The sequence below is a fragment of the Cryobacterium sp. TMS1-20-1 genome, from assembly GCF_004402355.1.
Taxonomy (GTDB): Bacteria; Actinomycetota; Actinomycetes; order Actinomycetales; family Microbacteriaceae; genus Cryobacterium; species Cryobacterium levicorallinum.
This window is the reverse complement of the sequence record NZ_SOGF01000031.1, coordinates 1-22,821: the sequence shown is the minus strand read 5'-3', so window position 1 is coordinate 22,821 and position 22,821 is coordinate 1. Positions and strand designations below refer to the sequence as shown.

Below are 22,821 nucleotides of genomic sequence, written 5' to 3'. Positions count from 1 at the left end.
CTGGGGAGTGTCGCCGCTCTGGCTCATAGAAGAAGTGTACCAAAAACCGAGGCCTAAGTCGAGAGATTCTCAGATATGTTTGGATATCTGTGCGAAGATGCATTCGGGCAGAGCGCGCGTTGTCGAGACCGGCTCAGGCTAGTCGATGGCGGTCTCGGCAAGCTCGACCAACGGAAGTCGTCGTGTTTCGCAGGTAGCCATCGTTGATCCCTGGGGGTCTCGGTAGGCTCGACCAACGGGTATGGCCGGTTTCGCAGGCCACCCGCCTTGGTCAGAGACGGTTTTGACGCTTCCGACCGGCAGCCGGTCACCTGCTTCGCGCAGCAGGTGACCGGCGCCTTCGACTCATACGTCGGCGGCGGCATCCATTCGTGCAGCAGTCGCCGCGAACCTCAGGTCCTTAATCTGAAACAGGTCCCCGAATCCGTGAAGCGCCAGGCTTCCGCCGCAGGACGCTAGTAGAGCAGGGCGGTCAGCCGAGAGCGAGTCGGCGGGACCCGGGGGTCGTCCTGGCCGATGACCTCGAACAGTTCGAGGATGCGCTCGCGAATAGCGTTGCGGCCGGGAGCTGGCTGGGCCGGAAACAGGCTCAGCAGTCGGTCGAAGGCGTCCTCGATGTGCCCACCGGACAGGTCGAGGTCGGCAACCAGCAGCTGCGCGTCGAGATCGTCGGGAGAAGAAGCGGCACCGTTCCGAATCTGGTCGATCGTTTTGCCCTGCAGGCGGGCCAGCAGGCTGACCTGGGCAAGGCCGGCGACGGCCATGGTGTCATTCGGGTTCTGGGCGATCGCCGTGCGGTATTCGCTCTGCGCGGTCGCATAATCGCCGGCCTCGATCGCGGCATAGGCCTCGAGGTGGTGCGGCGGCAGGGGCTCTTCGACGACCTCGGCCGGTTCTCCGTCTGCGGCGGCGGCCGGCGCCTCGGCCGTGCCGGTCACGCCCTGCTGGGCAGCGAGTTCGAGCACGCGGCCGAGCACGTCGCTGATCTGCTCCTCGGCCAGCGGGCCGTTGAACAGCTGTACCGGCTGGCCGGTAATGACGGCGGCGACCGTGGGCACCGACTGGGCCTGAAACGCCTGGGCGAGTTGGGGGTTGGCGTCGATGTCGACGCGGGCCAGTACGAACCGGCCGGCCAGATCGGTGATCAGCTTCTCCAGCACGGTCATCAGCGCCGTGGACGGTTCGCTCCGCGAGGCCCAAAGACCGACGATAACCGGAACGCGCGAGGACAGCTCGAGCAGCTCACCGAAGTTCACGTCGGTGCCGTCGAGCACGAGGCTCGGCACCGGCACGACACCGGCGGGCGCGCCAGCAGCCGCTGGTGCCGCCGCGGCACCGGGTGTCGCGGGCGCTGCCGCCTGGCCACGGTTGACGAGCGAGGAAAGGTCAACCGCTCCGCGCAGGTTGGATCCGGACGGGGGCAGGTTGGTCATGGAAGCTCCGCAGATTGGGTGAGGCCCTGAGCAAAGCCCAGGAGGATGATTTTTTCGCTCGATCCGGCCGTCGGCACGTAGAACAACAGCTGGTCACTGTAGGTGTTGAGAATGCCCTTCGACGACGACGAGATTCCCGACAGTGCCTTGCTGGCGGCCCCGCTCGGGCTGACCGTGGCACCGTCATTGATCGGTTTGACGATCTCGGTCTCGTTGACGCTGACCGCCACGATGCTGCCCGAGTCGTTGGTGGCCAGGGCGACAGTGCTGCCGTCCCCCGCCGCCGTGCCGAATTCGATCGATGCGGTGGCGGGCAGGGTCGCCTGCCGGTCGGCGCGACTGGCGTCAAACTGGGCGCGGAAGGCATCCACTTCGTCTTCGAACAGGTCGACGGACGGGCTCGCAGCGCCCTGCAGAAGCACATCGGCGTAGGCCGCGGCCAATTCGTTCGGCGGCAAGAGCAGGAGTTTGTTGTCGGGCGCGATCGCCGGCGCCCCGATCAGGGCCGGAGCAACTTCGGGCACTCGCGCAGCCGGCTCAAGCTGGAAGGCGTACTCGATGAGGTAATTCGCCCGCGGTGATTCCTGCTGCAGAATAATTGCGGTCGGTGGAATCTCGGCATCCGTTTCGTTCTGAATCACCGTCATCACCACTCGCGGCCAGGAATTCGTCTGCTGCGGCAGCGTGAAGGTGAGTGGGGCCCCCGGCAAGGCCAGCAGTGGCGGCACTGTCGCGTCGACCGCCCGAATCGCGTAGTTGGCCAAGCGCTGTTCCAGCGCGGGTCCGGTGAACCGGGTCGCGAGAGTGTCCGCGTTGAGGTTCGCATCGGCATCCGCTGTCAGGAGCGAAATCTCGCCCATGATGATTTCAAGCTGCGGGACTGTGACGGCCGGCGGTGCCAGCTCGGCGGCCGCTTCGACCGAGTCGGTAGACACCGGAGTCGGGGTCGGGGTCGCCGTTTCCGTCGTCGTTGCGCTGAAATCCGGCCAGAGATCGGCCGAGCATCCGCTTAGAGCGAGACCGGACACCAAAATCATCGGCAGGATCGCGGTGCGACGGGCGATACCGCGGCGCGACGAGGTGATCTGACTGGCCTTGATGGCCTTCGGCCGGGGTGCGCGCGGCAGCCGCGGCAGGCGCGGTCCGCGCGGAACGTTGCGGCGCGGTCGCCGGGACCGGCGCAGGTGCAACAGGGCCAGCAGGTACAACACGAGTCCGAACAGCAGCAACAGGGCGCCGCCGGCAAGCAGCGGGCCGGCCCACGGGGTGGAATTATCCGACGCCCACGACAAACGGATGTTCGCGGGCGCCGGTTCGACCCCGTCCGAAGCAACGAGCACCGAGATACCCTCCGGGAGGGTCTGCGTGGTCGTCAACGAATCCGTGTCACTGACCTCCTCGAGCCACAGGTCGGAACCGGCCGGATTGACGATCAGGGGCTCGGCAGCATCGGCGGCAACCGGCTCATCCGAGCTGTCGTCGTCCGTGTCGGGTTCGACGGCAGCCGTGACAGTGGAGGTCAGTTCGCCCGTTTTTTCGCTCAGTGCCACGGTGGCATAGGCGTCATCACCGATCCACGCGGCCACGTCTTCGGAGCGCCCGTAGGCCAAAAAGATGGGTCCCTCGCCGCGTACGTTGATCGTCTGGCTCCCCGGGGAGGCCGCGAGGGCGCTCGGGTCGATCACGGTGTACAAAGTCTCGCCGGTGGCGGTCGAGGTTAGTGAGCTGAAGGCTGGTTCGAGCAGGATAGTTCGCTGCGCGATGCCGAGCACGATCATCACGGCGGCAAGCACGAATGCCACGATGGCTAGAACAAAACGCACGTATCACCCTTCAGCAATTGAGCTGGTTGGTACTGTTCAGTCACTTTGGCTGAACCACGTGACTGAAAGTCCTCAGACACGATTTTCAACGTTACTCCGTTCGCCTGAAAGGAGCCTAATAACCGTTCAGCCTCCATTTGGCAGCCGGCGCGTACCGTGCGGGGCACCAACACACTAAAATTGGTCGGGTGCCCCGTAATGCACGATCCATTGAGGGGCCGAGCCCCGCGTGTAAGGAGTACAAGTGTCTGACGACGACGCCGATTTCACCCAGGTCTTTCGTGGCTATGACAAGGATGAGGTCGCCAAGGCTGTTCAATCCCTGCGCCGACAACTCATCCAGGCCAATACCCAAAATGCTGAGGCCGGCCGCGAGGTCAAACGATTGGCCGCGCGCATCGATGACCTCACCGCCGAGATCGAAGAGGTCGGCAGTCCCACGTTCTCCGGTCTGGGCACAAAGCTGGAAAACACCCTTCGCGTCGCCGAGGAACAGTCCACCCGCGTCATCGCCCAGGCCGATATCGACGCGGAGAAACTGCGCGCCACGACCAGCGACGAGGTCGAGCAGCTGCGACGGAATTCCGCTGAGCAGGCCGAGCGCACCCTTTCCGACGCCGCCGTCAAAGCTCGCCGACTGCTCGACGATGCTCGCATTGAAACGGATGATTTACGCGCACGTACCCAGGACGAGCAGGCGAGGGTCATGCAGGACGCTGCCCGGGACGCCTCGCTGATTCGTGGCTCTGTCGCCACCGAGGCGGCCGAGGCCCGAGCCACAGTGAAACGTGAGGTGTCGGCCATCCGCTCTGAAGCGGATCGCGAAGCCGCCGAGGTGCGCGTCGTCGCGCAGCGTGATGCCACCGAGGCTCGCGAAGAAGCGGCCGGCCTGACGCGCGAAACAGAACTTATTCGCGCCGAAGTAGCGCTGGAACTCGACCAGCAGCGCGCGACCCTCAAACAGGAAACCGACCAGGCCCGCGTAACACTGGCTGCCGAAACCGACCAAGCTCGTGTGGATCTCGCGCGCGACACCGAAGAAGCCCGCCTGAGCCGCGCACACGAAGCCGAGCAGGCACGCACCCTGCTCGCCGCCGAGGTGGAACAGGGCCGCATCGACGTGGCCCGCGAGATCGAGCAGGCCCGCGCAGTCGCCGAGGTCGAAAGCGCGCAGGCCCAGACTGACCTCGCCCGCGACCTCGAGCGCAAGCGCGTCACGGCCGATCGCGAGATCGAGCAGGCACGTGCCGCCCTGGCCGCCGACGTGGAACAGGCCGGCGCCGACCTGACCAGGGACAACCAGCAAGCCCGCCTCGAGGCCGAGGCCGAGGCCGAGCAGGCCCGCATCGACGTACAAACCGAGCTCGCCGCGACCCGGAAGACCGGCCAGCACGAGGCCGCCCAGCTGGCCAGAGAAATCGACCAGGCCCGAGCCGACTTCGATGTCGAGCTGAAAGCCCGCCGCGACGAAGCAGAGCAGGAACACCTCACCTCGCACCAGGAGGCGGTGGCACTGGCGCAGAAATTCCAGACGGATGCCGCCGGGCAGCTCGCCGAGACCACTGAGCGTACGCTCGAACTGCGTGCGCTCAACGAGCAGCTGGACACGGGAGCCCGGGCGGAGGCCAAGGCCAACAAGGACCACGCCAACGAGACTGCCGCGCGCATTCTGCACGACGCCCAGACCAGCGCTTCGGCCCTCGTCGAGGACGCGACGACACGGTCGCGTGCCCTGGTCGCTGACGCCGAAGATCGCATGGCGCAGATTAGAATTGAGCGCGATGCCGTAGCGGGGTACTTTGAAAGCCTGCGCAGCGTTTTGACCCAGGCCGAACGGGTCGCAGCCGAGTAATTCCCTACTCCTGGAGACGACCCGTGAAAATTCAGAATGCGTTTCGGTTCGGACTCGTCGGCACCTTGGGCGTAGGCCTCGGCTTGTTGATCATCACTTCGGTGATCACCCTGCAGACGATCATCATCTACGTGGGAGCCGCGCTGTTCATTGCGCTCGGCCTCGACCCGGCCGTCTCCTGGTTGGAGAAGAAGCGGTTTCCCCGCTGGGCGGCCATTCTGACCGTGGTCGCCGCCGTGCTCGGTGTGCTCACCGGTGTCGTGTTCGCAATCGCTCCGATCATCGTCGACCAGGTCTCCAAGCTGTCCCAGCTCATTCCGGATCTGGTCAAGGCGGTGAACAGTTCAACGTTTCTGAGTGATCTGCAAGAGCAGTTTCCCGGCCTCGACATCACTGGGATCACCAAGACCGTCACCGATTCTCTGGGCGGCAACCTCACCAACATCACGACCACGATCGTTCAGTCGGGCCTCGCGTTTGTCGGTGGCCTGTTCGGTGCCCTCATCATTCTCATTCTCACGCTGTACTTCACCGCCTCCCTCAACAGCATGAAGCGTGCCACCTACCAGCTGGTTCCCGCGTCAAAGCGGGAGCGGTTCACCGATATCAGTGAGCAGATCACCACGGCCGTCGGCCGCTACATCGTTGGACAGGCCGCGCTCGCCTCGGTGAACGGCGTGCTGAGCTTCATCTTTCTCTCGATCATCGGCGCACCGTTTCCGGCGTTGCTCGCCTTCATCGCTTTTCTGCTCTCGCTCGTTCCGCTCGTCGGTACCATCTCGGGTTCGGTCATCATCGTGCTGACCTGTTTGATTCCCGAGATCGGCAGCTCACCCCAGACCGCGCTGGCCGCCGCCATCTACTACCTCATCTATATGCAGGTGGAAGCATACGTTCTCAGCCCAAACATCATGAGCCGCGCTGTGTCGGTTCCGGGCGCTGTCGTGGTGATTGCGGCCCTGGCCGGCGGCAACCTGCTCGGCATTCTCGGCGCGCTGATCGCCATCCCGGTCGCCGCGTCGGTCATCATGATCGTCAAGCAGGTCGTCATCCCCCGCCAGAACGAGCTCTAGCTGCTACAACCGGCTTAGGACGGGTCGCGCAGGCCGTCCGTCCATTCGATGGGTAGAGGCAGCGCGGCGGGGTTGACGGTGGCGACGATCTCGGTGAGAACCCGCCGGGTCAGTTTTTCACCGACCCAGAGGTGTTTGCCGCCCTCGACGGCGACGAACCGAAGGCTGGTCACACTCGCGAACCGCAAGCGAGCAGCATCCGGTCGCAGGTAATCGTCGAATTCGGGAATGACTGCGACCAGCTGCCGCTCATTCCCGGCCCACGCGGCCAGTTCGGCCTTCGTCGTGCGGTGCAGCGGCGGTGACAGCAGAATGGCGCCGCGGATCGGGTGCTCCAGCCCGTACTTGAGGGCGAGCTCAGTGCCGAAGGACCAGCCGACCAGCCACGGATTGGGCAGCTGGCGTTCGGCGACGAAGGCCATCGCCGCGGCCACGTCGGCGCGTTCGGTGATGCCCTCCCCGAAGTCACCGCCACTGGTGCCGCGCGGCGACGAGGTCCCGCGGGTGTTGAAGCGCAGTACGGCCAGATCGGCCATCGCCGGCAGGCGGTTGGCCGCCTTGCGCAGAATGTGCGAGTCCATGAATCCACCGGCCGTGGGCAGCGGATGCAGCGTCACGAGCGTCGCCACCGGCGTACGCCCGATCGGGGTCGCCAACTCCCCCACCAGGGTGAGGCCATCGCTGGTTTTCAGTTCGATGTGCTCGATGCTGGCGGGCAGTTCGATGCCGCCACGAATGTCGACCGGTAGGGTCACGGACGTCTCCTCGGTCATTTGATTCTCCAACAGTGAGTGTGCCAGTGGCGCCGGTTGGCCAGGTCGGCCGCATCGCCGAGCACTCCGTCTCCGCGCCAGGCGACCATGTGCGCTGTACCGGGCGCGATGTCGAGGGTGCAGCCGGGACACAGATAGGTCTTCGCAGCGTGCTTGGCCGGCACCGGTTGAACGTGCCACAGTCCGTCGCGGCGCACCTCGCTGCGGCGCCAGCTCGCCAGCAGGTCGTTCAGGTCAGCGCCTTCGCCATCGTCTCGCGGAGCGCTCTTGCGGCCTCGGGGTCGATTGCTGCGCGCCATCACAACAGTCTAGGTTGCTGCCCGACGACGCCATAAATCAGAAGGGTTGGGGCTAATACCAGCCGGAAGCCTGGGACTTGCCCCACGCACCGCACGGGGTGCCGTAGCGGCCGGTTATATAGCTGAGGCCCCATTCGATCTGTGTTCCGGCGTTGGTCGCCCAGTCGTCACCGGCCGTGGCCATTTTGGAGCCGGGAAGCGCCTGCGGGATGCCGTAGGCGCCGCTCGAACTGTTCTCGGCGTTCACGCGCCAGCCTGATTCCTTCTGCCACAGCGAGACCAGGCAGTTGTACTGGTCTTCGCCCCAGCCGCGACCCGCGACAGCGTCGTAGGCGTAAGCCTGAGCCGAGCCGGGATCCGGCACAGCGGCGGACGGGGCGGTGACGCTTCGCTTCTTTTCCACGGCGACGACCACCGGAACCGGTTTGGGCTTCTCGGTGACGGTGAAGCCGTCGCGAGTGATGGTATTGGTGTAGCTGCCGGCCACGAGCACGGCCTGGGCCGGCCCCTCGTTGGTGGTGCTGCCGGCGAGTTGAAAGTAGGGGGATGCAGTGGCACCCGAGTAGGGATCGACGACGGTCACGAGCACAAACGCGAAGGCGGCGGTGAATCCGAACAGAAAGTGAGTCGGCTTGGCCCGACGCCGAGTTCGACGAACCGGCGGCCGCGCCTTGGCCGGGACGGACTCGATTAGTTGCAGATGCCTACCCATTACTAGATGACCCTAGCCCACATCTTTGGTAACGGCCAGATAACGGTCACCAAATCAACGTACCGCCAGCATCACGTCGACGACGCTGTCGAGCACCAGGTCGACCTGGCCTTCGCGGTATCCGCCCCGTTCAGGGCGAAAAACGGCGGTTCGTACTTCGTCGACGGTAAGCTCACGACCGTCCAGAAAATACTTCACCAGTTTGTTTGCGAACCGATCGACATCGACCCGTTTGTAACCAACCGCGAGCACACTGGTACGGGTGAACCGGTGCCCGGGCGCACGGCTGAGGCGGGCAACAAGTACCGAGGCGGTCTTCTCGGCGTCGACCATCCAGGCCTGCTCTCCCCCGGTGCGCGAGGCGTGATCGCGTTCCCGGGCGGCAAAGGCGTCTTCGAGCCGCTCCAGTGCCGCGTCGACATGTTCCGGCGAATATCCGCCCTTGTGCATGGCGAAGGCGGTGTGTCGAATGGCTTCGGCCGTCAAGGTCGCGCCGGTACGCTCAGCTTCAGCGGCGGCCTTGTCCGCGACGATGGCGTGGATGGCCTCGGTCCCCTTCGGGCCGGTGCCCGGTGCCGGGCTCTCGTGGCGGTCAGCGCCATTGCGGACAGCGATCTCGTCCACTGATTCGAAGCCGGACTCGACGACGCCGGTGTCGGCATCCGTTTCATTGTCGGTCAGGTCGGGCCGATCGTAGGCGCGTCGGGCCGCGGCCAGAAAAGTATCGACCTGACTCACGTTGTAGCCGAGAGTTTTCTTGGCCACTCGGGGAAATATGGTGCTCATAGCCTCATTGTCTCGGTTGTGCTGACGGGGGGCGAATCGGTTCGGCTCACGCAAAGACCAGGTAGAGGGCGTAGGCCGCGGCAGCCGACGGGAGGATCGAGTCCAGCCGGTCCAGAAAACCGCCGTGCCCGGGGAGCCAGGAGCTCATGTCCTTGATACCAAGGTCGCGTTTGATCAGCGATTCGGCCAGATCGCCGAACGTCGCCGTGAGCAGAATCACGACGCCGAAGACCAGCCCGAACCACCACTCCTGATCCAGCATGAAGATGGACAGCAGAACGCCGGCGATCATGCAGATCAAGCCGGCACCGATAAAGCCTTCCCAGGTTTTCTTGGGGCTGATCGAGGGTGCCATCGGATGCTTGCCAAAATTAAGCCCGCTGACGTAGGCCCCGGTATCGGCGGAAATAACCAGGATCAGGAAGGCGAGCGCCCACCACTGCCCCTCGGGCTGGGCGACGAGCAGCACGGCGAAGCTCGCCAGGAACACGACATAGACCTGAATCAGGATGCCGCCGCCCACGTCGCCGACAATGGACCGGGCCGGGGCGCGATGGGACGGAATCACCAGAAGCGCCAGCCGCCACAGGGCGATCAGCACGATCCCGCCGAGCATCACGAGCCACTGTCCGGTCGCCTCGCCGTAGAACGCGGCCGGGACGATCGCGACGGCAGAGATGACGACCGGGATACGCGGAACGTTGCGTCCGGCGTGCCGCAGCGCCTGGGCCAGCTCGAAGGCACAGAAGGCGACGATCACGACCGCGAAGATCATGAACAGTTGCTTGACGATGATGAGGCTGACCAACATCGAACCGCCGAGCACGAGCCCGATCAGTATCGCGAGAATGAGGTTGCGCCCAGTACGGGCTTCAATGCGCTCATTGGTGGCATCGAGCTGGGCACGCGTCGCCTGCACCTGCCGCTCGAAATCAGCCTTGGTAGTTTGCACCTGACGTTCAAAATCGGCCCGCGTCGTCTTCACTTGCGCCCGAAACTCGGCACGACTGACACCGTGACCGCGCCTCGGCGGCTGGTCGTTCCCGGGTTTCTCGGTCATCTAAAGGCTCCCTAGATCTCGAGGAGTTCGGCTTCCTTGCGCTTGAACGCGTCATCAATGCCGTCTACGTGGCTCTTGGTGATCAGCTCCAGCTCTTTCTCGGCCCGACCGACCTCGTCGTCGCCGACCTCGCTCTTGAGGGCGTCGAGCTCATCCTTGGCCTTGCGACGGATGTTTCGCACCGAGATGCGGGCATCCTCTGCCTTGGCCTTGACGATTTTCACGAATTCCTTGCGGCGTTCCGTGGTGAGCTCTGGGAGGGTCGCACGAATGGTGGTGCCGTCGTTGCCGACGTTGGCACCCAGGTTCGGAGTGTCGCGAATGGCGATCTCGATGTCGCGCAGGGCCGCCTTGTCATACGGGCCGATCAGCATGGTGCGGGCTTCCTGGTTCTGCAGGGAAGCAAGCTGCTCCAGCGGGGTCATGGTGCCGTAGTAGCTCACCAGGATTTTCGCGAACATCTGCGGGTTGGCACGCCCAGTGCGCACGGTTCCAAAATCATCTTTGGCGGCCTCGAGGGCCCGGTTCATGCGCGCAGTGGCGTCGGAAAGAACATCCGCGATCACGGTGACTCCTTTATTGGTGGTGGGATAATTCTAGTTGGAGACGCGCGTGCCCAGATCGGTGCCCAGAATGGCGGCGGTGACGTTGCCTTCCGGGGCCATGCCGAAGACCTGCATCGGCATGTGGTTGTCCATGCACAGGCTGAAAGCGGTGGAGTCGACCACCTTGAGCCCGCGCTGCAGCGCCTCGAGGTAGGTGATGTGGTGGATCTTCTGCGCATCGGGGTTGGTGCGTGGGTCGTCGGAATAGACGCCGTCGACACCGTTTTTTGCCACGAGCACGACGTCAGCGTCGATTTCGAGGGCGCGCTGGGCAGCGACGGTGTCGGTGGAAAAGTAGGGCAGGCCGGCGCCGGCGCCGAAGATGACGACGCGGCCCTTTTCGAGGTGACGCTCGGCGCGGCGCGGAATGTACTGCTCAGCGACCTGGGTCATCGAGATCGCGGACTGCACCCGGGTTTCAGCGCCGGCCTGCTCCAGGAAGTCCTGCAGGGCCAGTGCGTTCATGACGGTGCCGAGCATGCCCATATAGTCGGCGCGGCCACGGTCCATGCCGCGCTGGGAGAGCTCTGCGCCGCGGAAGAAGTTGCCGCCGCCGACGACGATGGCGACCTCAACCTGCTTGGCGCCCTCGGCGATTTCACGGGCCAGCGAGCTGACGACATCCGGGTTGACTCCGACGGCGCCGCCGCCAAAAGCCTCACCCGACAATTTCAGAAGCACTCGTCGTTTCTTGACGATAGCGGTGGGGCTGACCGGTCCAGAAAAAGTACTGGCTGGGCTGTTATGGGTGTGCGTGCTGGCCGTGTCAGTCATGTCGTGCGGGGCCTTCCGAAGTGGGGTGTTACCAAACTACCAAGAGCGTGCGCGGACCCCAGGGGGCACACACAAAAACGGAGGCCGGATCGCTTTCGCAATCCGACCTCCGTCATTTGTTGTTAGGCGCCGACCTTGAACCGGGCAAAGCCCGACACGGTCAGTTTTGCATCGTCGAGGACCTTCGCAACGGACAACTTGTTGTCCTTGGCGTAGTCCTGTTCGAGCAGGGCGACCTGCTTGAGGTACGCCTTGACGCGTCCCTCAACGATCTTGGGCAGTGCCGCCTCCGGCTTGCCCTCGTTCTTCGAGATCTCGGTGACGATCTTGCGCTCGGTCTCCACCAGGTCAGCAGGAACATCGCTGGCCGCGAGGTACTCGGGGTTAGCGAACGAGATGTGCTGGGCGACGCTGCGAGCGGTCTCCACGTCGGCTCCAGAGAAGCCGAGAACAACGCCGACCTGCGGGGGCAGGTCCTTGCTGGTCTTGTGCAGGTAGATCGAGAACGATTCGCCGGTGACGGCGGCAACACGGCGAAGTTCGAACTTCTCGCCGATGATGGCCGCTTCGCCGTCGATGAGCTCGGCAACGGTCTGGGTTCCGGCCGTTGCGGCCAGTCCAGCCTCAACGGTGGTCGCGCCAGCGGCGGCGATCGCGTCGAGCACCTTGTCGGCCAGAACGACGAACTTGTCACCCTTGGCGACGAAGTCGGTCTCGCAGGCGAGTTCGATCATGTAGGCGGTCGTGCCGATTTCCTTGGCAGCGACGAGTCCCTCAGAGGTGGAGCGGTCAGCGCGCTTGGCGTTGCCCTTTGCACCCTTGAGACGCAGGATCTCGATGGCCTTGTCCATGTCGCCGTCGGCTTCAACGAGGGCGTTCTTGGTGTCGACCATTCCGGTGCCGAGGTTCTCGCGGAGAGCTTTGACGTTTTCGAGTGTGAAGTTTGCCATACCGGGTTCCTTACTTGGTCTCTTCGGCGGCAACGGTCGGCTCATCGGCGACGGCAGCCAGTACGGCGGCAACGTCGGAGTCGGCGACAGCGTCGGCGATGGTAACGGAGGGCTCTGCAACGACGGCCTCGTCAGCGGCGACGGTAGCGTCGGCAACCTTCTCGGTCTCGGCAGAGGACTGCGCGGGGGTGGTTTCGGCGTCGGAGGACTGAAGCAGTTCAGCTTCCCACGCGGCGAGGGGCTCAACTTCGGCCTCCGGCTTGGCGTGGCGCTGGATCAGGCCCTCGGCTGCTGCGTCCGCGATGATGCGGGTCAGCAGGCCAACGGAGCGGATGGCGTCGTCGTTGCCCGGGATCGGGTACTGCACGTCGTCGGGGTCGCAGTTGGTGTCGAGGATGGCGATGACGGGGATGCCGAGCTTGCGCGCCTCGTCGATAGCGAGGTGCTCCTTGTTGGTGTCAACAACCCACAGCGCAGACGGGGTCTTCGTGAGGTTGCGGATACCGCCGAGGCTCTTGTGCAGCTTGACGAGTTCGCGCTTCTTGATGAGCATTTCCTTCTTCGTGAAACCGCTCTTGGCGGTGTCTTCGAAGTCGAGCTCTTCGAGTTCTTTCATGCGGGCCAGACGCTTGGAAACGGTCTGGAAGTTGGTGAGGAGTCCACCGAGCCAGCGCTGGTTGACGTAGGGCTGACCTACGCGCTGCGCCTGCTCTGAAATGGATTCCTGGGCCTGCTTCTTGGTGCCAACGAAGAGGATGGTGCCGCCGTGGGCAACCGTCTCCTTGACGAAGTCATAGGCCTTGTCAACGAACCCGAGCGACTGCTGCAGGTCGATGATGTAGATGCCGGAACGCTCGGTGAAGATGAAGCGCTTCATCTTCGGGTTCCAACGGCGGGTCTGGTGCCCGAAGTGCACGCCGCTGTCAAGCAGCTGGCGAATGGTTACGACGGCCATGTGCCGTACTCCTGTTCTGATGCGCGCTTGCACGCACACCAATCGGTTTGTGCGATGATCGGTCGATCATCACTCCTGGTGCCCGGCACATGTCCGCCCTGTACCTGCAAGATTCGCTGTGCATGAATCTGGCTGTACGGGACCGATTGGACATGGCGGCCAAATGGGCACGCGTAGTCAGCGCACAAAGCGCTGCTGGGGATAGCATACCACCGTCGGCCGGGTAGTCGAGACCGGACTGCAGGAGAACAGCTCCTCCACCGCAGCGGTCCTTATGTCCTCTGCACGAATGCGCCCACGAGCTGTTCGCCCGAGGCGCCACCCGGCCAGGCTGGCCCCATGCATACGTTACGCAATCTCGCGATTCGCCGCCTGGCGGCATCCGCTGTGATGCTGCTCATTCTTCTCGGGAGTCCGTTTGCCACGCCGAGAGCGGTTCCCCCGGCGGTCGTGACGCCGGCAGCGGATGGCTGGCACTGGCCGCTCCCGGAGCCGCACCGGGTGATCGCCCCGTTCATTGCGCCGGTCACGCCCTATGCTGCCGGTCATCGCGGCATCGACCTGACGGCGCAGGCCGGCGATGCCGTGCTGGCTCCGCACGACGGCGTCGTATCATTCGCCGGCGTGGTCGTTGATCGACCGGTGCTCTCCATCACCCAGGTCGGTGATCTGATCACAACGGTGGAGCCGGTGCTGGCGCTCGTGGCCGAGGGCGACCGGGTGCAGGCCGGGCAGCAGATCGGAACTGTGGCGACGGGCGGTCATTGCCCGCCGGGCTGCCTGCACCTGGGGGTACGCCTGCACGGGAACTACGTGTCGCCGCTGCTCTATCTCGGCTGCTTGCAGCGGGCCGTGTTACTTCCGGCCGGCCCGTAACGGCGCGCCGTACTGATGTGTCAGCGCGACCATAGCAACGCCGGCGATCAGGCGCGGGGGTGGGCCAGTCCGTAGCTGGCCTTGAGACGTTCGGCGGAGACGTGCGTGTAGATCTGGGTGGTGCCGAGGCTGACGTGTCCGAGCAGCTCCTGCACGGCCCGCAGGTCGGCGCCGCCGTCGAGAAGGTGGGTGGCCGCGGTGTGACGCAAGGCGTGGGGACCCGCCGGACCGGTTCCGGGAACCTCGGCGAGCAGGGTGGCAACCAGTCGGTAGACCCCGCGTGTGCCCAGACGCTGACCCTGACGGCCAAGAAACAACGCGGTGGTGCCGGGTACGGTGGTGCCGTCCGCTGACGTCGGGCCCGAGCTCGACGCGTGTTCCACGAGCGAGCGGCGGGCCTGGCCGAGGTAGCGCACGATCGCACGCTGCGCCGGCACGCCGAACGGCACCACGCGCTCCTTGGAGCCCTTGCCCGTGACCCGCACGGTCAACCGCTCGAGGTCGACGTCGGCGACGTCGAGTCCGACGAGTTCGGAAACACGCAGGGCCGAGGCGTAGAGCAGTTCGACGATCGCCAGATCGCGCACAGCCAGATCAGGCACAGCCAGATCGCGCACGGCCAGATCACGCACGGCAGGTTCGCGATCGATGCGGGTCCCGGACTCGGCGCCATCTGGCCTACCGCCGGCCTCCACTCCCCCGTGCGCGCGGGTCGTGAGCAGTTCGAGCAACTCGTTCATCTGGGTGTGGGTGATCACGCGGGGAAGCGTATGGCCAGGTTTCGGCGAGCGCAGGCGAGCGGCCGGATCCACGCTGTCGTCGCGGGCCCGCGCCAGCCAGGCGGTGAAGCTGCGCGCCGACGCCGACCGACGGGCGAGCGTCGCGCGGGCGAGGCCGGCCTGGGTACCCACCCACAGCCATTCCCGGAGCAGCTCCAGGGTCAGATCAGCGGATGCCGCGCCACCACGTTCCGCAGCAAACGCGGCCAGCTGCGCCAGATCGGTGCGGTACGCCCGAACAGTGTGCGCCGAGTAGCCACGCTCCGCGCTCAGGTAGCGCAGAAACGCGTCGATATCGTCGGTCAGGGGCACGGGTTCAGTTTCGTCTCGGCAGCGAGCGTGCCGCGCGCGACCCGCGGCACGGGGGCAGAATTGGCGGGCCGAACGGCATCCGTTCGTGGTCGAGTTGGTCTGCTGGCGCTGGGATACTTCGCGTGATCATTGTTGGCGGGAAAAGGCTTCGAGTCGGGTTTCGGGTGACAGGGTGGCCAGTCGATCGACATAGTCGGCCGGAAAATGGGTGGCCGTATCGAAGGCGCCGATCGGTACCTGCGAGTGCGTGATCTGGTCGGCGTAGACGTGCACCAGGTTGAGGGTCCGGCCGCCGTTGACGCCGGTCAGCTCACGCTCGGGGGCGCTGAGATCCATCGTGTAGCAGGTGGCCGCGGCCACAGAGACTGGAATTCCGGCGAACAGGCCCTGGGTCGCATAGTGCAGGTGACCACCGAGGATCGCGCGTACGTCACTGCCGGCCAGCACCGCCGCCAAGCGCGGCTGTTCCTGCAGCTCGAGCACGCTCATCAACGGCAGCGGGGTGGGAATCGGCGGGTGGTGCAGCGCCAGAATGGAGCCGTGACGGGCGGGCGTGCTGAGCACCGTGCGCAGCCACTCCAGCTGCGCGTCGGTCACCTCACCGTGGTGATAGCCCGGCACGCTGGTGTCGAGGGCAATGATTCGCAGGCCGTCGAGGTCGTGCACCTGATCGACAGGGTCCCGGTCGACGCGGCCTTGGTCGACAGTGCCTTGATCTGCTGCGCGCGCCGCTTCGCCCGGCTTATCCTGCCCGAGTAGGACGCTCCGAAATGCGGCGCGCTGGTCGTGGTTGCCCATCACCCAGATGACCTTCGCTTGCCACTGGGCCGCGGCGGATTCGACGATGCCGCGAATACGTCGGTAGGCATCCGCTTCGCCACGATCCGCGACATCACCGGTGATTATGAGGGCATCGGGGCGGATGCCCGACCGGTGCAGCTGTTCGAGGGCACGATGCACCGTGGTGTCGGTGTCGACGGTGCCGTACAGCGCCGCGGCATCCGCTAGAAAATGGGTGTCGCTGAGGTGGACCAGAATCTTGTCGGCGGGCGCATACTGGCCCCACTGCATGCTCGCCATTTCCCGTCCCGTCGTTGGGATCCACCCTACGGGCTGCCACCGACAGGCCGGTCACCCGGGGCTATCATGTCGGCATGTCTGCCCAGCCGGACTCCTACACCCAGGCTTTGGACCGTGCACTGTTGCACGCCCAAGCCTGGCTTACGTCATTCCCTTCGCGGAACCCGGACTGATGGCGATGCCGTCCGGTCGGTTCTTCGGCGGGGTGATTGAGGGGACCCTGCCCGCATCCCTCGCCGACGACTGGCTGGTGACCGCGTGGGACCAGAACGCCGGAATGCGCTTCGCCACTCCCGCGACTGCCGTACTTGAGGAGAACGCTGCGGGCTGGATCCTCGATCTGCTCGGGCTTCCTCTCGGATCCGATGTCGGATTCACGACGGGCGCGACGATGGCCAATTTCGTCGGTCTTGCCGCCGGTCGGCAGTGGGTTCTGGAGCATCCGACCCGACAGGTGCAGCGATCGACGTGGCGAAGCGGCAGGGAGCCTGGGTGCACGTGGACGGGGCTTTCGGCCTGTGGGTAGCGGCCGATGGCACTCCGGCAACATTGGCCCGGGCAACCCGTTCGAGAAGGTGCCGGAGCTGTCCCGTCGGGCGCGAGGCGTTCCGGTCTGGGCAGCGCTCCGATCCCTCGGTCGTGATGGCACGATCGCGCTGGTCGACGGTCTCGCGGCCAATGCGCGTGCCCTGGCCGATGGGCTGCGGTCGATGCCGAGGGTCGAGGTGTTCAACGAGGTGGTGTTCACGCAGGTGTGCGTGAGTTTCGGCAGCGACGCTCGCACCCGGCGGGTAACGTAACAGCTCATTGCCCACGGCTCAGCGTGGATGTCGGGGTCGCTCTGGCACGACCTTGACATTCTGCGCATCTCGGTGAGTAACTGGTCGACGGATGCCGTGGACGTCGCGTTCTCCGTCGCCGCCGTGAAGCGGGCCTGCGCGACCATGGACGGGGCCGAGGACATAGCGGTGGTCCCGGACTTGGAGGCAGCGATGGGCACAGTTGTGGACGCAGTCAACGACATAGTGGAGCGCCGGCCGGACGCCACGTGCCCAGCTCCGCACCCGCACCCGCACCCGCACGCGCACGCGCACGCGATCCATAGCCCCGCAACGGACGATCGAAATTGACCCTGCGGATCTAACGGCCGCATTCGACCACCATCCAGTGACGCCGCACGCCCTGCCACGGGAGGGCCGCTCCAGCTGGCTCCTGGTAGCCCCAAACGCGCCTTACGCGCGGCGCACCCAGCCAGCCTCGCGTTCCTGGGCGGCGCCGTCGAGGTCGAGGCCGCCCAGGGCGCCGCGCACGGCCGCACTCGACAGCCCGGCTCGGCGTGACAGGTCGGCGACCGTGCGCGGCGAGCGACCGCTGAGGGCATCAAACACCCGCACCTGGTCGCTCGTGCGGGGAATCGGACCGGGGCCCGCATCGGCGTTGGGCCCCGCTTCCAGGTGGAAATTGGCCAAGGGCACCGGAATTGACCGATCGCCGACCAGTTCGGCCATTTCGGTCGGGTTGGTCACGCACACCGCGGCGAACTCCCGGATGAGGCGGTGGCAGCCAGCCGAGGTCGGGCTCGTGATCGGGCCGGGCACCGCGCCAAGCGGGCGACCGAGCGCGGAGGCGTGGCCGGCTGTATTGAGCGAGCCGGACCGCCAGCCGGCCTCAAGCACGACCGTCGCCGCACTGGACGCGGCGATGAGCCGGTTTCGTTGCAGAAACCTCCATTTCGTGGGTGCTGCGCCGCAGGGAAGCTCGGAGACGACCGCGCCGGAGGCCACGATGCGGGTGAGCAGGGAGTCGTGGCCACTCGGGTAGAACCGGTCGACTCCCCCGGCGAGAAAGGCCACGGTCAGACCGTCACTGGCCAGGGCGGCCCGGTGGGCCATCCCGTCGATGCCGTACGCGGCACCGGAAACGATGGCGAAGCCACGGTCGACCAGCCCCGCCGAAGCTTCCATGGCGATGTGCTCGCCGTATCCGGTGGCGGCCCGCGCCCCGACCAGTGCGATGGAGTTGGGCAGCGCGGCGAGGGCACCGGGTCCGCCACGCCACCACAGGGCAAGCGGGGCGTGCTTCTCGAGGTCATTGAGAGACGCCGGCCAGAGGGAATCCGTGGCCAGCAGCAAACGAGCCTCGACGCGGGCCGCCTGTTGCAGCGAGCGGATGACCTCGGTCGAGTTGAGCCGCGGGCGCCAGCGCTGCAGCCCCTGGTCTAACGCGGCCTCGAGTTCGGCGCTGGTGTCGGCATCCGCTTCGCTGAAATCGATGGACGGACTCACGGCGAACAGCACACTCGGGCCGGCCGCCACGTCGCCGGAGAGCGCGTCGCGCACCAGGGCACCGAGGCGCACCGGGCTCCACGCCTCGAGAATAGCGGTCAGGGCGACGCTGGCACCAAGGCTCGCCACGAGCACTCCCGCCATGCCGTCGCCCGGCTCGGCGATGCCCGACCACGCGGCGCGGGCGAACACCTCGGCGACCATTGCGGTCTCGATTTCTATGGCGGCGCCGTTGGTCGTGCCGCTCCCGTCTGCACCGACGGCCCGATCCGCACCGTCGGCCCGATCTGTGCCATCAGCTACGCCTGCGCTGCCGGCCAGACCTGGTGTCCTGGCGCTCGAAATCGGGACCAGGTTCGGACCTGCAGCCGCGGTGCCGCCGCGGGCCTGCGGCCCGTCACCGGCCGCCGGCATCCCACCGCGCACCCCGGCGGCGAGCGCCCTGACCCGGGATTCGTCGAGACCAAACAGCTTCATGATGTCATTCCTTTGCGTAGGTAAAGGGCTTGACCGACCTGGTCGGCGCCGGGACTGGTGAGACCGTCGTAGTCGGCGAGGGTCCAGGCGATGCGCAGCACCCGGTCGTAGCCGCGCATGGTGATTCCGCCACGTTCGAGGGCGCGATCCAGGCCCGCCGTGCATGCCGGGGCCAGCCGCACCGGGGCACCGCGCAGCCACGGGCCGGGCACCTGGGAGTTCACGGTCCACGGCGTGCTGCCCAGCCGTTCGGCTGCTGCAGCCCGAGCGGCCACCACCCGATCCCGGGCGCTAATGCTCGTGACGCGCTGGGTGCCGGCGGCGAGGCGCAGCTGGGCGGCGGTAATGCGCTTGACGTTGAGTTGGATGTCGATGCGGTCGAGCAGCGGACCGGAGATGCGCGCGAGATAGCGGCGGCGCGCGTTCGGCGGGCAGGTGCAGCTCAGGTCGCCGGCCCCGTACTGCCCGCAGGGGCACGGATTGGCCGCCATCACCAGTTGGAAACTGGCCGGGAAGTGCGCGACGGCATTGGCTCGGTGGATGCTGATCCAGCCGGATTCCAACGGTTGGCGCAGCGCGTCAAGCACCGGCGAAGCGAATTCGGGGGCTTCGTCGAGAAACAGCACTCCGTGCGAGGCTTGCGAGGCAGCACCGGGACGAATCTGCCCGTTGCCGCCGCCGACCATGGCTGCGGCCGTTGCGGTGTGATGGGGCGCTTCCCACGGCGGCCGGGTGATCAGGGCATCGCCGAGTCCGAGACCGCTGAGCGAGCGCAGGGAGCTGACTTCGAGCGAGCTGGCCGGGTCGAGATCGGGCAACAGCCCGGGCAGTCGGGCCGCGAGCATGGTCTTGCCGGCGCCGGGCGGGCCGAGCAGAAAAACGTGGTGCCCCCCGGCGGCGGCGATCTGCAGCGCCAGGATGGCGTCGTCGTTGCCGATCACGTCGGCCAGGTCGGGTTCGGCAGCCAGACTGCTCGGTACAGTCGCCGCCAGGATCGGCTCGACCGGAATCGGCGGGAGGTCTGCCCCATGCCAGATCGCCGCCTCGCGCAGCGATGCGACGCCGATCACTCGAATATCGGGAACGAGTCGCGCCTCTGCCTCATTGCCGATGGGTACCATCACCGTCGTGTGACCGAGGCGGGCGGCGGTCATCACGCCCGGCAGGATTCCCGGGGTCGGTCGCAGCCGCCCGTCGAGGGCGAGCTCGCCGAAGTGCACGACCTTGCCCACCGACTCCTGCGAAATGGTGCTGTCGGCGGCGAGGCAGGCCAGGGCGATCGCGAGGTCGAACCCGGCACCGTGTTTGGGCAGCGCGGCCGGCGACAGATTGATGGTGAGGCGGTGAACAGTGAGGGGACATCCACTGTTCGCGGCCGCAGCACGCACCCGCTGGGTCGCCTGAGACAGGGCAGCGTCGGGCAGGCCGATCAGAATCATGCCGGGCAGTTGCGCCGAGATATCGGCCTCGACCTCGACGAGCGCCCCGGTCAGGCCGAGCAACGCCACGGCATGGGTGCGGGCGATGCCCATCAGAACACGCCCTCGAGGTGTTCGATGACCGGTTCGCGGCCCCGCGGGGCGATCACGGCGATGACGTCAAGCCTAATCTGGCGCGGCCACCGCTCGGCCTGCACACACCAGGCCGCGGCGAGGCGGCGCATGCGGGCAAGTTTTTTCACGGTGATGGCTTCAAACGGATGCCCAAAGCCCAGGCTGCTGCGCGTCTTCACCTCGACAAAAACCACCGCAGAACCGCGTTGTACGACGAGGTCGATCTCTCCCTCGGCGCACCGCCAGTTGCGGGTGAGAATTGTGTAGCCGGCACCCTCGAGAAAGAGCGCGGCCTGCTGCTCGCCGAGTTTGCCGACTTCGTCTTTGCGCGCCACGAGTGCCTCCGAGAACCAGAGTGACCGCTTGCGGGGCGCCGTGGCCGGGCTGCCACCGCATTGGTACAGAATGCGGCGATCCGGGCGCTGTGGAGGAGGCTACCCGCAGCAGGAGCAGGCTGCGTCGGGGTGCAGAACAGACCGGGGCGGCTACTCGTCCTGCAGCACGAACAAGCGGCGAACGACCTCGCCGGCGACGAGCGCATCCAGGCTCTCGTTGAGGTCGGCGATCGGACGCGTATCGGTGTGCAGCAGCTCGACCGGCAGCTTGCCGTCGCGCCAGAGCTGCAGGTAGGCCGGAATATCCCGGCTCGGCACCGAGTCGCCCATATAAGAACCGAGCAGCCGGCGACCGAGCCCCGCGAACTGCAGCGCGGGCGTTGTGATGGTCTGCTCGGGGTGCGGCAGGCCGACCGAGACGAGCGCGCCGCCGCGGGTGAGGAGGGCGAGGCTCGCCTCCATGACCCGGGCGCTGCCGACCGCCTCGATGGCGAGATCAACGCCGTCGCCGGCATGCGTGTTCACGAGCTCCGCTGCTTGCTCGGGCGATCCGGCGTGGTCGGCGCCGCACCGCACGGCGAGGGCTTGTTTTTCGAGCAACGGATCGATGGCGATCACGGTCGTGCCGTCGACCTGCGCGGCGGCCATGACCGCCATCAGACCGACCGCGCCGAGACCGAACACGATCACCGACTGGCCGGGCGCGAGGGCGCCGGTGCCCAGCACGGCGCCGATGCCGGTCAGGGCCGCGCAGCCGAACATTGCAGCAACCTCGAACGGAACGTCCTGGTCGATCACCACGACGGATTCGCGGGCGACGACGGCGTACTGGGAGAACGCCGAGACGCCCAGGTGGTGGTTGATACGCTCCCCCGCTCCGCCCACCAGCACGGCCGAGCCGTGCAGCAGGTCGCCGGTTCCATTGGCCTCGGCTCCGCGGTGGCAGAGTGCTGGCCGCCCGGCCCGGCAGGCGCGGCAGTCGCCGCAGCTCGGCACGAACACGAGAACGACCCGGTCGCCGAGCTTGAGATCATCGACGCCGTCGCCGAGCCCGGCAACGGTTCCCGCGGCTTCGTGGCCGAGCGCCATCGGCAGGGGGCGCTGGCGCGAACCGTCAATGACCGACAGGTCCGAGTGGCAGAGGCTGGCCCGTTCGATGCGCACGAGCACCTCACCGGCGCGCGGGACCGGCACCGGAATCTGCTCAAACGTCAGCGGGCGGCTGTCGGCGTAGGGGCGCGCCGAGCCCGCTTCGCGAAGAATCGTGCTGAGCATCATTGTTGGAGTCATTCCTCCAACCTATCGCCAGCGGCCACGTACGCTGGGCTTATGACCACGCTGCGCAACCGGGTGACCGATCTCACAATGCGCGCCATGAATGGTGTGCACCGGATGCTTCTGGCCCTCACGGGCGGACGCCTCGGCTGGACCATCGGCACCATGCAGACCGTTGAACTGCACACGATCGGCCGCAGCAGCGGGCTTCCTCGGTCGACGATGCTCACGGCGCCGATTCATGAGAGCGGGCGGTACGTGCTGGTGGCGTCCAAGGGCGGCGACGACCGGCATCCGTTCTGGTACAGCAACCTCGTGGCGCAGCCGGACGTAGACCTGACCATTCGCGGGGTGACGCGGCCTTTTCGGGCGCGCACCGCGACATCCGCTGAGAAAGCCGCGCTGTGGCCGCGCATCGTGGCCGCCTACCCCGGCTATGGCGCCTACCAGGCAAAAACCGACCGCGACATTCCCGTGGTTATCTGCGAGCCGCGCTAACCCGGTGTTGAGGTTACGCTACGCGAAAGTAGCGGCGGCGGGCCGCCTGCGGAACGCGATCACATCCCCGGGCCCACCTTAGGAAGCTGGGCCCGTGATAGATCATGGGCCCACTTTCCGGGCCCGGGCCCGGTGCAAATCACACTGCTAGGAGTCTGCTGAACAACTTTGGGTGTGGTTTCGCTTTTTTTAAGGCGCGCCTGCCGGGGGTTGGCTCGTGGTCGTTAAGACTGGGGTGATGCAGGGTCGTGATGAT

The 22,821-nt window shown here is 66.2% G+C and carries 24 protein-coding genes; 7 read left to right on the top strand and 17 right to left on the bottom strand.

Features of this window, described 5'->3' with window-relative positions; genetic code table 11:
- Positions 1–455: 455 nt before the first annotated feature.
- Together E3O45_RS07320 and E3O45_RS07315 are read right to left on the bottom strand one after the other, a co-directional pair.
- Entirely contained in the window at positions 456–1,433 is a 978-nt protein-coding gene (locus E3O45_RS07320) for a tetratricopeptide repeat protein (protein WP_134442798.1), read from the bottom strand.
- Positions 1,430–3,256, bottom strand: a complete 1,827-nt coding sequence (locus E3O45_RS07315; RefSeq protein WP_134442797.1) for a hypothetical protein — start codon at positions 3,254–3,256, stop codon at positions 1,430–1,432. The genes E3O45_RS07320 and E3O45_RS07315 overlap by 4 nt, the downstream gene beginning before the upstream one ends.
- Positions 3,257–3,500: 244 nt before the next feature.
- On the opposite strand from E3O45_RS07315, the gene E3O45_RS07310 reads away from it, so the two are divergent.
- Together E3O45_RS07310 and E3O45_RS07305 are read left to right on the top strand one after the other, a co-directional pair.
- Positions 3,501–5,108, top strand: a complete 1,608-nt coding sequence (locus E3O45_RS07310) for a hypothetical protein (protein ID WP_134442796.1) — start codon at positions 3,501–3,503, stop codon at positions 5,106–5,108.
- 23 nt (positions 5,109–5,131) lie between these two features.
- Positions 5,132–6,181: an AI-2E family transporter gene (locus E3O45_RS07305; RefSeq protein WP_134442795.1), complete on the top strand. Its 1,050-nt coding sequence runs from the start codon at positions 5,132–5,134 to the stop codon at positions 6,179–6,181.
- A 14-nt stretch (positions 6,182–6,195) separates the two neighbouring features.
- Here the strand turns inward: E3O45_RS07305 and E3O45_RS07300 are convergent, their stop codons facing one another.
- The 9 genes from E3O45_RS07300 to rpsB all read right to left on the bottom strand — a co-directional run bounded on the left by E3O45_RS07300 (position 6,196) and on the right by rpsB (position 13,095).
- Positions 6,196–6,954 (bottom strand): alpha/beta hydrolase, encoded by a 759-nt coding sequence (locus E3O45_RS07300; protein WP_134442794.1) that lies wholly within the window; start codon positions 6,952–6,954, stop codon positions 6,196–6,198.
- On the bottom strand, positions 6,951–7,253 hold the full coding sequence (locus E3O45_RS07295; protein ID WP_174843066.1) for a hypothetical protein: 303 nt from the start codon (positions 7,251–7,253) through the stop codon (positions 6,951–6,953). The genes E3O45_RS07300 and E3O45_RS07295 overlap by 4 nt, the downstream gene beginning before the upstream one ends.
- A gap of 52 nt (positions 7,254–7,305) precedes the next feature.
- A complete protein-coding gene (locus E3O45_RS07290; RefSeq protein WP_134442793.1) occupies positions 7,306–7,965 on the bottom strand; it encodes a lytic transglycosylase domain-containing protein in 660 nt (219 codons plus the stop codon).
- 54 nt (positions 7,966–8,019) lie between these two features.
- On the bottom strand, positions 8,020–8,751 hold the full coding sequence (locus tag E3O45_RS07285; protein WP_134442792.1) for a DivIVA domain-containing protein: 732 nt from the start codon (positions 8,749–8,751) through the stop codon (positions 8,020–8,022).
- A 46-nt stretch (positions 8,752–8,797) separates the two neighbouring features.
- Entirely contained in the window at positions 8,798–9,811 is a 1,014-nt protein-coding gene (locus E3O45_RS07280) for a phosphatidate cytidylyltransferase (RefSeq protein ID WP_134442791.1), read from the bottom strand.
- 11 nt (positions 9,812–9,822) lie between these two features.
- A complete protein-coding gene (frr, locus tag E3O45_RS07275; protein ID WP_092449207.1) occupies positions 9,823–10,377 on the bottom strand; it encodes a ribosome recycling factor in 555 nt (184 codons plus the stop codon).
- Between the two features lie 30 nt (positions 10,378–10,407).
- The gene (pyrH, locus tag E3O45_RS07270) at positions 10,408–11,190 is read right to left on the bottom strand and encodes a UMP kinase (protein WP_134442790.1); all 783 of its coding nucleotides are present in this window, start codon (positions 11,188–11,190) and stop codon (positions 10,408–10,410) included.
- A 122-nt stretch (positions 11,191–11,312) separates the two neighbouring features.
- Positions 11,313–12,140 (bottom strand): translation elongation factor Ts, encoded by an 828-nt coding sequence (gene tsf / locus E3O45_RS07265; protein WP_134442789.1) that lies wholly within the window; start codon positions 12,138–12,140, stop codon positions 11,313–11,315.
- A 10-nt stretch (positions 12,141–12,150) separates the two neighbouring features.
- Complete coding sequence (rpsB, locus tag E3O45_RS07260) at positions 12,151–13,095, bottom strand: 30S ribosomal protein S2 (RefSeq protein WP_134442788.1); 945 nt, start codon at positions 13,093–13,095, stop codon at positions 12,151–12,153.
- Between the two features lie 339 nt (positions 13,096–13,434).
- Here rpsB and E3O45_RS07255 point away from each other — a divergent pair, with 339 nt between their 5' ends.
- Positions 13,435–13,971, top strand: coding sequence for a murein hydrolase activator EnvC (locus tag E3O45_RS07255; RefSeq protein ID WP_134442787.1), 537 nt, complete (start codon positions 13,435–13,437; stop codon positions 13,969–13,971).
- A 47-nt stretch (positions 13,972–14,018) separates the two neighbouring features.
- Here the strand turns inward: E3O45_RS07255 and E3O45_RS07250 are convergent, their stop codons facing one another.
- Positions 14,019–15,062 carry a tyrosine recombinase XerC gene (locus E3O45_RS07250; protein WP_198418235.1) on the bottom strand — a complete coding sequence of 348 codons (1,044 nt, stop codon included), beginning with the start codon at positions 15,060–15,062 and terminating at the stop codon, positions 14,019–14,021.
- A gap of 126 nt (positions 15,063–15,188) precedes the next feature.
- A complete protein-coding gene (locus E3O45_RS07245) occupies positions 15,189–16,142 on the bottom strand; it encodes a phosphodiesterase (protein WP_134442786.1) in 954 nt (317 codons plus the stop codon).
- 172 nt (positions 16,143–16,314) lie between these two features.
- Here E3O45_RS07245 and E3O45_RS18395 point away from each other — a divergent pair, with 172 nt between their 5' ends.
- From E3O45_RS18395 to E3O45_RS18385, 3 genes are read left to right on the top strand one after another with little or no spacing between them, the layout of a single operon-like run.
- Complete coding sequence (locus E3O45_RS18395) at positions 16,315–16,668, top strand: hypothetical protein (protein ID WP_370450334.1); 354 nt, start codon at positions 16,315–16,317, stop codon at positions 16,666–16,668.
- The gene (locus tag E3O45_RS18390; protein ID WP_370450333.1) at positions 16,661–16,942 is read left to right on the top strand and encodes a hypothetical protein; all 282 of its coding nucleotides are present in this window, start codon (positions 16,661–16,663) and stop codon (positions 16,940–16,942) included. Before E3O45_RS18395 ends, E3O45_RS18390 begins: the two co-directional genes overlap by 8 nt.
- 27 nt (positions 16,943–16,969) lie before the next feature.
- Entirely contained in the window at positions 16,970–17,272 is a 303-nt protein-coding gene (locus E3O45_RS18385; protein ID WP_370450331.1) for a hypothetical protein, read from the top strand.
- A 102-nt stretch (positions 17,273–17,374) separates the two neighbouring features.
- Here E3O45_RS18385 and dprA read toward each other — a convergent pair whose 3' ends face one another.
- The 4 genes from dprA to E3O45_RS07220 form a co-directional block, all read right to left on the bottom strand.
- Positions 17,375–18,904 carry a DNA-processing protein DprA gene (dprA, locus tag E3O45_RS07235; protein WP_241985270.1) on the bottom strand — a complete coding sequence of 510 codons (1,530 nt, stop codon included), beginning with the start codon at positions 18,902–18,904 and terminating at the stop codon, positions 17,375–17,377.
- The gene (locus E3O45_RS07230) at positions 18,901–20,436 is read right to left on the bottom strand and encodes a YifB family Mg chelatase-like AAA ATPase (RefSeq protein ID WP_134442785.1); all 1,536 of its coding nucleotides are present in this window, start codon (positions 20,434–20,436) and stop codon (positions 18,901–18,903) included. Before E3O45_RS07230 ends, dprA begins: the two co-directional genes overlap by 4 nt.
- Positions 20,436–20,792, bottom strand: a complete 357-nt coding sequence (locus E3O45_RS07225) for a YraN family protein (RefSeq protein ID WP_134442784.1) — start codon at positions 20,790–20,792, stop codon at positions 20,436–20,438. The genes E3O45_RS07230 and E3O45_RS07225 overlap by 1 nt, the downstream gene beginning before the upstream one ends.
- A 150-nt stretch (positions 20,793–20,942) precedes the next feature.
- Positions 20,943–22,082 (bottom strand): alcohol dehydrogenase catalytic domain-containing protein, encoded by a 1,140-nt coding sequence (locus tag E3O45_RS07220; RefSeq protein WP_134442783.1) that lies wholly within the window; start codon positions 22,080–22,082, stop codon positions 20,943–20,945.
- Between the two features lie 39 nt (positions 22,083–22,121).
- Between E3O45_RS07220 and E3O45_RS07215 the strand changes: the two genes are divergently transcribed.
- Positions 22,122–22,565: a nitroreductase family deazaflavin-dependent oxidoreductase gene (locus tag E3O45_RS07215; RefSeq protein ID WP_134442782.1), complete on the top strand. Its 444-nt coding sequence runs from the start codon at positions 22,122–22,124 to the stop codon at positions 22,563–22,565.
- Positions 22,566–22,821 lie beyond the last annotated feature (256 nt).

Coding starts and splice junctions, on each gene's coding strand:
- E3O45_RS07320 (WP_134442798.1), bottom strand. CDS start 1,433: ATGACCAACCTGCCCCCGTCCGGATCCAACCTGCGCGGAGCGGTTGAC.
- E3O45_RS07300 (WP_134442794.1), bottom strand. CDS start 6,954: ATGACCGAGGAGACGTCCGTGACCCTACCGGTCGACATTCGTGGCGGC.
- E3O45_RS07295 (WP_174843066.1), bottom strand. CDS start 7,253: ATGGCGCGCAGCAATCGACCCCGAGGCCGCAAGAGCGCTCCGCGAGAC.
- E3O45_RS07290 (WP_134442793.1), bottom strand. CDS start 7,965: ATGGGTAGGCATCTGCAACTAATCGAGTCCGTCCCGGCCAAGGCGCGG.
- E3O45_RS07285 (WP_134442792.1), bottom strand. CDS start 8,751: ATGAGCACCATATTTCCCCGAGTGGCCAAGAAAACTCTCGGCTACAAC.
- E3O45_RS07280 (WP_134442791.1), bottom strand. CDS start 9,811: ATGACCGAGAAACCCGGGAACGACCAGCCGCCGAGGCGCGGTCACGGT.
- pyrH (WP_134442790.1), bottom strand. CDS start 11,190: ATGACTGACACGGCCAGCACGCACACCCATAACAGCCCAGCCAGTACT.
- tsf (WP_134442789.1), bottom strand. CDS start 12,140: ATGGCAAACTTCACACTCGAAAACGTCAAAGCTCTCCGCGAGAACCTC.
- rpsB (WP_134442788.1), bottom strand. CDS start 13,095: ATGGCCGTCGTAACCATTCGCCAGCTGCTTGACAGCGGCGTGCACTTC.
- E3O45_RS07255 (WP_134442787.1), top strand. CDS start 13,435: ATGCATACGTTACGCAATCTCGCGATTCGCCGCCTGGCGGCATCCGCT.
- E3O45_RS07245 (WP_134442786.1), bottom strand. CDS start 16,142: ATGGCGAGCATGCAGTGGGGCCAGTATGCGCCCGCCGACAAGATTCTG.
- E3O45_RS18395 (WP_370450334.1), top strand. CDS start 16,315: ATGGCGATGCCGTCCGGTCGGTTCTTCGGCGGGGTGATTGAGGGGACC.
- E3O45_RS18385 (WP_370450331.1), top strand. CDS start 16,970: ATGTCGGGGTCGCTCTGGCACGACCTTGACATTCTGCGCATCTCGGTG.
- dprA (WP_241985270.1), bottom strand. CDS start 18,904: ATGAAGCTGTTTGGTCTCGACGAATCCCGGGTCAGGGCGCTCGCCGCC.
- E3O45_RS07230 (WP_134442785.1), bottom strand. CDS start 20,436: ATGGGCATCGCCCGCACCCATGCCGTGGCGTTGCTCGGCCTGACCGGG.
- E3O45_RS07220 (WP_134442783.1), bottom strand. CDS start 22,082: ATGACTCCAACAATGATGCTCAGCACGATTCTTCGCGAAGCGGGCTCG.
- E3O45_RS07215 (WP_134442782.1), top strand. CDS start 22,122: ATGACCACGCTGCGCAACCGGGTGACCGATCTCACAATGCGCGCCATG.